At 57.3% G+C, this 8,180-nt stretch carries 11 protein-coding genes; 2 read left to right on the forward strand and 9 right to left on the reverse strand.

Annotated features, from left to right (window positions below; translation table 11 throughout):
• Nucleotides 1-205 precede the first annotated feature (205 nt).
• The 9 genes from AB4090_RS14500 to merT all read right to left on the reverse strand — a co-directional run bounded on the left by AB4090_RS14500 (nt 206) and on the right by merT (nt 5,846).
• Nucleotides 206-724 carry a phosphate-starvation-inducible PsiE family protein gene (locus AB4090_RS14500; RefSeq protein WP_369574596.1) on the reverse strand — a complete coding sequence of 173 codons (519 nt, stop codon included), beginning with the start codon at nt 722-724 and terminating at the stop codon, nt 206-208.
• Between the two features lie 224 nt (nt 725-948).
• Nucleotides 949-1,488: a hypothetical protein gene (locus tag AB4090_RS14505; protein ID WP_369574597.1), complete on the reverse strand. Its 540-nt coding sequence runs from the start codon at nt 1,486-1,488 to the stop codon at nt 949-951.
• Between the two features lie 251 nt (nt 1,489-1,739).
• Complete coding sequence (locus AB4090_RS14510; protein WP_369574598.1) at nt 1,740-2,186, reverse strand: Hsp20/alpha crystallin family protein; 447 nt, start codon at nt 2,184-2,186, stop codon at nt 1,740-1,742.
• Nucleotides 2,187-2,311: 125 nt separating this feature from the next.
• Complete coding sequence (locus AB4090_RS14515) at nt 2,312-2,863, reverse strand: hypothetical protein (protein WP_369574599.1); 552 nt, start codon at nt 2,861-2,863, stop codon at nt 2,312-2,314.
• Entirely contained in the window at nt 2,860-3,117 is a 258-nt protein-coding gene (locus tag AB4090_RS14520; RefSeq protein ID WP_369574600.1) for a hypothetical protein, read from the reverse strand. The genes AB4090_RS14515 and AB4090_RS14520 overlap by 4 nt, the downstream gene beginning before the upstream one ends.
• A 106-nt stretch (nt 3,118-3,223) precedes the next feature.
• Nucleotides 3,224-4,903, reverse strand: coding sequence for a mercury(II) reductase (gene merA / locus AB4090_RS14525; RefSeq protein ID WP_369574601.1), 1,680 nt, complete (start codon nt 4,901-4,903; stop codon nt 3,224-3,226).
• Nucleotides 4,904-4,939: 36 nt separating this feature from the next.
• Nucleotides 4,940-5,191 carry a hypothetical protein gene (locus tag AB4090_RS14530; protein WP_369574602.1) on the reverse strand — a complete coding sequence of 84 codons (252 nt, stop codon included), beginning with the start codon at nt 5,189-5,191 and terminating at the stop codon, nt 4,940-4,942.
• A gap of 15 nt (nt 5,192-5,206) precedes the next feature.
• Nucleotides 5,207-5,482 carry a mercury resistance system periplasmic binding protein MerP gene (merP, locus tag AB4090_RS14535; protein ID WP_369574603.1) on the reverse strand — a complete coding sequence of 92 codons (276 nt, stop codon included), beginning with the start codon at nt 5,480-5,482 and terminating at the stop codon, nt 5,207-5,209.
• 13 nt (nt 5,483-5,495) lie between these two features.
• Complete coding sequence (gene merT / locus AB4090_RS14540; protein ID WP_369574604.1) at nt 5,496-5,846, reverse strand: mercuric ion transporter MerT; 351 nt, start codon at nt 5,844-5,846, stop codon at nt 5,496-5,498.
• Between the two features lie 71 nt (nt 5,847-5,917).
• Between merT and merR the strand changes: the two genes are divergently transcribed.
• On the forward strand, nt 5,918-6,325 hold the full coding sequence (gene merR, locus AB4090_RS14545) for an Hg(II)-responsive transcriptional regulator (protein WP_369574605.1): 408 nt from the start codon (nt 5,918-5,920) through the stop codon (nt 6,323-6,325).
• Between the two features lie 43 nt (nt 6,326-6,368).
• The gene (locus AB4090_RS14550; RefSeq protein ID WP_369574606.1) at nt 6,369-7,436 is read left to right on the forward strand and encodes an IS630 family transposase; all 1,068 of its coding nucleotides are present in this window, start codon (nt 6,369-6,371) and stop codon (nt 7,434-7,436) included.
• The last annotated feature ends 744 nt before the right edge of the window (nt 7,437-8,180 follow it).

Consider the following 8,180-nt stretch of genomic DNA (forward strand, 5'->3'; position numbering starts at 1 on the left):
AGAAAAACTGCACAAAAGCCGTCTAGAAGTGCCTTCAGGCCGCGTTTTTCGAGAAAATCAGGTGCCTCGCAGATTTTATTGCAGGGTTTTTCCGCAGCCTGTTAACGTACTTTAAATTCCGTTTTCTGAGGCGGCTGCCCCTATCTTCTCCAGAAGACCGGAAAAATTCAGTTTGTTAGTTATTGTTTCTAGGAAATGGGATCCACTATAACTTCTCGTTGTCTGGTAGCGTATGGTGGCTGTGGTGATCGCGCTTGTCCATAAGATGGTAAACGATACCCAGAAAGAGTATCGAGATGGCAAATGCAATGAGCAGAAATGGAGATGTCGGTTGCACGTCCAAAACAATAAACTGGCGGGAAATTGCAAGGATTGCAACAAGAACTACAGTTTTTACTCGAACTATCTGTCCTTTGTTTTTAATAGAGTGAAAGATCGTATGGTTGAATTCCATTGCGATTAGTAGGGTTAAAATATCACCAAAAAAGTTTCTTATTTGGCCGATAGATATGCTGTTTAAAATGGCATTAAAAGTTATTATGAAGACCTCTTTGCTCAAATTGAAAATGGTAACAAGAATAACCAATATCAATAAAAAAGATAGAAAAATTGAGATTATTTGCTCAAATCTCTCATAGTAAGTTAAGCAGTTCCATTGTTCACGAAGTTCTCCTAAAAAATATGTGTTTTGTTTTATGTTTGATTTATTTTTAGATAATTTCATTTTATCACCATCTTTATTTTCAAGAATTTATATTGAAAAAAATAAAATTATTTGTGCACACTTAAGCGGCAGTTATAGTTTTGTCAAGATTGGCCAATTAATTGGCATTAGCATTTCTAACCGCTCAAGTCTTTGTCTAGGTGTTTTTCTGAAAAATGGTTCATAGGCATACCCAATTATTTGCAAAAAGACGCCTCTCTTGGGAGCGTCAAATGGAGGTCAAATCAAACGGGAACTTTGGGGTGCGCTCCTGGGTGGACAACGTCACGAACCGGGATTGTTCCTTGTGGTATCCACGGTGCACCCCTCTGTGCTGGCGAGATTTGCGCAGGCGGTGATGTTTGGAGCCAGAAAGGTGCAACTGCAAACAACAGGGTATCCTCTGCCACATTCATTGTGGGAGGTAGACTTCCAAACGGTTGCGAAAATGCGGCAGACAACAGCGTCTGTGCCTGCATCATCTGCTCTGACAGGGCAGTTTGTATCGCCTGAAATTGCTGCATTGAGTGATTCCATAAGGCGGCAGCCTGCGTCGGAGAAAGGTGTTTTACCTGTTGTTGTATCCGGCCGGGTGCGCCAGTCCAACGAACGGTCTCGATGCGTACGAATCCACCGGGCAGTCGAGCTTCTTTTACCATGACCTGTACGGGCGTGTGCGCAGCAGTCGTGTTCTGCAAAGTGGCATAGGCAATACTGGTATCAGCCAATAATAGGCCAGAAGCAAGTAAGGTGGTGATGAGGCGTTTCTTTGTGAACGATTTCATCGCAATTAATCTCCTATCATACTTTTCTCACAAATTTTGATTGCATACCAATGCAAAAGTTTCGTATAGAAATTCGCGCGAACTAGTAGGGAGAAGAGGGTATTCTCAATGCGACCCGTAGCCACCGTAATGTGCGTCACGGAGTTACGCTTCGCTCATCTCGATCAACTTACGGGAAGATTCCACCTACAAGTGTGCGCCCACGCCGAGCGCGCATTCAAAAAGGATCGAACCCCCTCTCCATTGCCTATTTACTCGACGGTAATTTTCCGACGTTTGGCCGACTCTGCCTTAGGCAGGATCAATTCCAATATACCATCTTTGTAAGCGGCCTTAACCTGATTAGCATCGACGTCCACCGGCAAGTGTATGGTACGAGTAAACTCCCCATAACGCCGCTCACGGTAGATGTAATTTTCTTCTTCCTTGCTACTGTCCTCTTCCTTGGTTCCACTGATATACAATTGGTTACCATGAATTTGGATGTCCAGCTTATCCTTATCGACCCCGGCTACCTCCGCTTTGACCACAATCTCGTTGCTGCGGTCGATGACGTCGATATGCGCAACATTAGGTTGTAGCGCCATAGCACTACCCTGCATGGGGCGGAAAAACCCAGGAAGCATAGTATCAAGGATCTGCTCGACGGGATCGGCAACACGCACGAGTTGATTGCTGACAGTCTTTTCCCGGTTCATGATCGGTCTCCTCTTGATAAATTGGTCCTCGTTTACTACCCCCCGAAATTTGGGGATCTAGTGTGAGCTTTTCAATGGGTGGCAGCAGTAGTATTGATAGTCGCCCCTGAAGTATTCATTTTCGCCTACGCGAGGCTACATCGGCCAATTCGGGGTGGCGCGTCATTGCCGAACACCGACGCGGTGATGGCCACGGCCATGGGGCTGAAGGTCCATTCCAACAGCCAGCGTAGGGCGCAAAAAATGGCGGACAAAAAGGGAATGCCCTTCTGGGCGATCATCCGCAGCAGCCAGCGGATGTTGTAGCCTGCGGCGCAGAGGACGGCGTGCAGGCAATCGCCCAGGGATCCCTTAAGGGGACAGCGGACCATCCGGTGATCGGCTTTGAGGTGGCCGATGAGGGGTTCAATGGCTTGTCGGCGGCGTAGCGCGTGCTTCTCCTGGGGGGTGATCCTTCGGGCTTTGCCCCGGTGGATGATGCGTACGTCGGGATTGTCGGCATCGACGCCCCGGTAGCCCAGGTCGACAAAGACCCGCTCCGGCTGGATCCCCTGGTCCTGCATCAGGATCGTGGTCTGGTCGAGTTGCTCGTGGAGGGTGTGGCCATCGTAGGGGTTGCCCGGAAAGGCGCGGGCACCGACGATCAAGGTGCCCTGGTGGGTACTGGCAATACTCACCTTGACCCCGAACTCATAGGGCTGCCGGGCCTTGCCCTTGTTGATGCATTCCACCTCGGGGCGTGCCAGGCATACAGCTTGGGCTGCCCAGGAATCCTTTTGCGCTGGGCACTTTGGGCCTGAATACGGGTGGCCTTGTCCAGCGTGTCGGACAGGGCCTGCCGTACCGCCATGCCCAGGGCGTTGGCCTTGCGCTCCAACTCCCGGCACAGGCGGCCCACAATGGTGCGTTGTCGCTTGATGCTGCGCCGCATGCGCTTGAACTGTCGGGCGTGGGCATAGCGACCCGCCTGAAAGGCGAGCCGCCGACCTTCCTTGGCCCCCGACTTCCGACCACCACCGCCTCCTTCCTTGCCTCTGCTACCCCGCGCAGCAGGACAGTTGCTTCACGTCTTTGCTGAAAGTCTGCGCCGCGAGCTTCAAGCCTTCGACCATCGTCAGGTAGGGGAACAACTGGTCGGCCAGCTCCTGCGCCGTCATGCGCGCGCGGATGGCAAGCGCCGCCGCCTGGATCAGTTCGCCCGCTTCCGGGGCGACCGCCTGCACGCCGATCAAACGGCGGCTGCCTTCCTCGATCACCAGCTTGATGAAGCCGCGCGTATCGAAGTTAGCCAAGGCGCGTGGCACGTTGTCCAACGTGAGCGTGCGGCTGTCGGTCTCGATACCGGCGTGGTGCGCCTCCTGCTCGGAGAGGCCCACGGTGGCGACCTGCGGGTCGGTGAACGCCACCGCCGGCATGGCCGTCAAGTCCAGCGCCGCGTCGCCGTCGGTCATGTTGATCGCCGCACGGGTGCCGGCGGCCGCCGCCACATAAACGAACTGCGGTTGGTTGGTGCAGTCGCCGGCGGCGTAGATGTCCGAGGCACTGGTGCGCATGCCGGGGTCGATCTTGATGGCCCCCTGTTCGTTCACCGCCACCCCGGCCGCTTCGAGGTTAAGGCTGCGTGTGTTGGGGGTGCGGCCAGTGGCCACCAGCAGCCGATCGGCGCGCAGTTCGCCCTGGTTGGTCATCAACACAAACTCGCCATCCCCATGTGCAACCCGGCTTGCCTGCGTGTGCTCCAGCACCTCGATGCCCTCGGCGCGGAAGGCCGCCGTCACAGCCTCGCCGATGGCAGGATCTTCGCGGAAGAACAGCGTGCTGCGCGCCAGGATCGTGACTTTGGCCCCGAGCCGGGCGAACGCTTGCGCCAACTCGACCGCCACCACCGAGGAGCCGATCACCGCCAGGCGTTCGGGGATGGCGTCGCTGACCAATGCCTCGGTCGACGTCCAGTAGGGCGTGTCCTTGAGGCCAGGGACCGGCGGCACCGCCGCGCTCGCCCCGGTGGCGATCAGACAGCGGTCGAACGTGACGGCACGCTCGCCGCCATCGTTCAGTCGCACGGTTAGGCTGTGGCCGTCCTTGAAGCGGGCTTCGCCGGGCAGCACGGTAATGCCCGGGTTGCCGTCCAGGATGCTTTCGTACTTGGCGTGGCGCAGCTCATCGACGCGCGTCTGCTGCTGCGTGAGCAGCTTGTCGCGCAGGACGGCCGGCAGCGCGGGCGGCAGGCCGGCGTCGAACGGACTTTCCCGGCGCAGGTGGGCAATGTGGGCAGCGCGGATCACGATTTTCGACGGCACGCAGCCGATATTGACGCAGGTGCCGCCGATGGTGCCGCGTTCGATCAACGTCACGCGTGCGCCTCGCTCGACGGCTTTCAGCGCCGCCGCCATCGCGGCCCCGCCGCTGCCGATGACGGCGATATGCAAGCCGCTGTCGTGGCTGTTCTTGTCGCCACCGCCCCAATCGCGCAAGCGGTCAAGCCGTGTGCCCTTGGGCGGCGCGCTCGACGCATCGGCGAGCGCCGCGCGATAGCCCAGTCCGGTGACAGCCGCAATGAGGGCATTGGGCTCGGTTCCGTCTGCGATGGATAGCTGGGCGCTGCCCTTGGCATAGGACACGTCGGCCGATTGCACGCCGGGGACGTTTTCCAGCGCATCCTTGACATGGGCCGCGCAGGAGTCGCAGGTCATGCCGGCGATCTGTAACTGTGTCATGAAGTCATTCCTTTCAATGCGTTGTGGCCAAGTGAGTTAGCCGTTTTTCGCGGGCAATTCGCAGCTATCTGGTCCGCAGCGGCGGTTGGCAGGAGATACCAAATCCCAGACCGACACGACGGCCATCAAGGCGATCCCCGTGTAGACCAAGGGCCGCATCCAAGGGGTGCCACGCAGCCAGGCCGCGCCCAGGCTGGCGAGTGCGGGAAAGTACATGGCGCAGCCCATCGCAGAAACGAGGGTGCCCAATACCCCGGCTTTATCGGCGATACGCGCAATCGGTTTCATGGCACGGCTCCCGATTCAGTGCTTGACGCTGGACGGATAGCCCGCGTCCTTGGTCGCTTTGGTCAGAGCTTGGGCATCGGTCTTGCTGTCGTCGTAGCTGACCGTGACGAGCTTTTGCGCTTCGTCGATGACGACCTTTTCCACGCCAGGCACCCGGTCAAGCGCGGTGCGCACGGTGATTGGGCAGGCGCCGCAGGTCATGCCCGGGATCGACAGCGTGACGGTTTGTGTCGCGGCCCATGCCGGAGCTGTGACGGCGATGAGCGCAAGGGCGGCAAGCAACTTTTTCATAGTAACCTCCTGATCAATAGAAGAAAGGCAACACGTAGGGAAAACCAAGCGCGACCAACACAAGGGCGACCACGACCAAAAAAATCAGCTTGTAGGTGACGCGAACCTGTGGTATCCCGCAGACCTCACCCGGCTTGCATGCGGGCACCGGCCGGAAGATGCGCCGCCAGGCGAAGAACAGGGCCACGAGCGCCGCGCCGATGAAGATCGGCCGGTAAGGCTCCAGTAAGGTTAGATTGCCAATCCAAGCCCCGCTGATGCCCAGGACAACCAGGATCAACGGCCCCAGGCAACAGGTCGACGCGAGGATGGCGGACAACCCACTGACGACGAGTGCTCCGCGTCTGATTTGCGACTCCGACATGAGGTTCCCCTTTCGCGATGGCGCTTGATGGGATAACTTTATTTCCGTAGTCATGTACGGAGTCAAGCGAAATGGAAAGCCATCTGGAGAACCTAACCATCGGCGCTTTTGCCAAGGCCGCCGGGGTCAATGTCGAGACGATCCGCTTCTATCAGCGCAAGTGCTTGCTGGTCGAACCGGATCGCCCCTACGGCAGCGTCCGACGCTACGGCAGCTCGGACGTGGCGCGGGTGAAATTCGTGAAGTCGGCCCAGCGCTTGGGCTTCAGCCTCGACGATATCGGCGAGCTGTTGAAGCTGGAGGATGGCACCCATTGCAGCGAGGCGTCCGAACTTGCCGTCCTGCGGCTGGCCGACGTGCGCGCCAAACTGGCTGACCTGGATCGAATTGAGGCGGCCTTATCCAACTTGGTCAGTGAGTGCCATGTGCATCAAGGCAATGTGTCGTGTCCGCTAATCGCCGCCCTGCATCGCTGCTAGTGCTTACTTGCGTAATTAGACGATATTAAATACTCTTAGCGCTATGCCAAGAGTTGCCCCGAAGATTACGTGCTCGGTAGAAGTACGAGCAGAGCTGGAACGTCGCGCAGCGAGCAGGACGGAAGCCGCGCGAACGGTTGAACGCGCCAGAATGATTCTTGGATGCCTGGATGGCATGCGTGTGCAAGATGTCGCGAGCAGCTACCGGACGCGACCGAACACGGTCATCAAGTGGCGAGATCGATTTGTCGATCAAGGTCTGCCAGGATTGGAGGATGAAGCCCGGCCAGGCGCCCGAAAGGTGTATGGCGAAGATTTCCGGTTGCGGGTGCTGGCAACGCTTGAGCAACCGCCACCCGCAGGCCAGGCGGTGTGGGATGGTCCTGCTGTTGCCACGGCGGTTGAGGGTTCGGTGCATGCGGTATGGCGTGTAATGCGCAGGGAAGGCATCTGCCTGCAACGTCAGCGGTCCTGGTGCATCAGCACCGACAAGGAATTTGCCACCAAAGCGGCCGACATCGTGGGGTTATATCTGAATCCACCCGAGAACGCCTTGGTCATCAGCATTGATGAGAAGCCCAGCATCCAGGCGCTGGAGCGTACGACGGGATATGTCGAGACGGACAACGGCAAGATCGTTCGTGGCTTTAAGAGTACGTATAAGCGCCATGGCACGCTCAATCTGTTTGTTGCCCTACAGGTGGCGACTGGCAAAGTTACATCGCGGATCACAGAAACCAAGCGCCGCGTGGACTTCCTTGGATTCATGGACGCCATCGTCGCGGAAACCGCACCCGACAAGGAGTTACATGTGATTCTGGATAACTACTGTACCCACAAGAAATGTGACGCATGGCTGGCTCTGCATCCATCTGTTCATTTTTACTTCACTCCGACCTCCGCCAATTGGCTCAATCAGGTCGAAATCTGGTTTGGTATCTTATCACGCAAAGCCTTGCGCGGTGCCAGTTTCAAAAACATATCGGCGCTGCGTCAGGCCATCGAAGACTTCGTGGCCGCCTACAACCCCGCGGCAACCCCCTTTCGATGGCGCAAACGTGAGGCACATGGCTCTCAGCTTCGAAATACTATCTGTAATTTACGCAATTAAGCACCAGTAGCCAGACCAGCCAGTTCGCTGTGTCTACCGGGGTTCAATATACCTGGGGCTGATATACGAAATTCTTCCGCAGGTCCTCTTATCCCGCCCTTTGGGCGGGTTTTTTATTCAGCGGCTGTTATCCTTGCGCTTGGCACCGCTGATGTGGCGGCGGCTTGCGCGGCGCATTCGGTCAGGAGCGCCGCCGGACGTTCCATCGCTGGTGCCACCCGGATTACCAGATCTGGCCCTGTCACCCGAAATTAACGCATCCTTCGTTGTGGAACCGGGCGAACAGCAGGTCTCACTCGCGGCGAAGAAACGAACGGATGAGGATGGATGCCGCGAGCGATCCGGTGGCGAATGATGCGCTGGCGCCGCAAGGGATGGACCGCATAGGGGTGATAGGGGCGCGGCCCTCTGCGTAGCATCACCTGGCCCCTGGGCCGCAGAACCGGATGCATGGCCCCGTGATAAAAAGGCCGCCCTCTGTACAAGGGAATCACCCGCGAGCGCCAGATTCGGTAATGGGCCAGAAAGGCATGATGGCGCATCCACCAGCCGGGGTGATGAACCTGATACCATGGCGCCACCCGCGCGCGCCACCAGACGAAGTAAGGATGATACGCAAAGACCGGCGGCGGCGGGCCATACCAGGGGTCCCCTCAGAAAACGGAATATAAAACCCGTTAAGCTCCTGCGAAGGGCCGCAGCGGCCGATATTTTCCCTGCTTGAGCTTGGCGCTACGCCGCCAC

This window comes from Acidithiobacillus sp. IBUN Pt1247-S3, from assembly GCF_041146875.1.
Taxonomy (GTDB): Bacteria; Pseudomonadota; Gammaproteobacteria; order Acidithiobacillales; family Acidithiobacillaceae; genus Igneacidithiobacillus.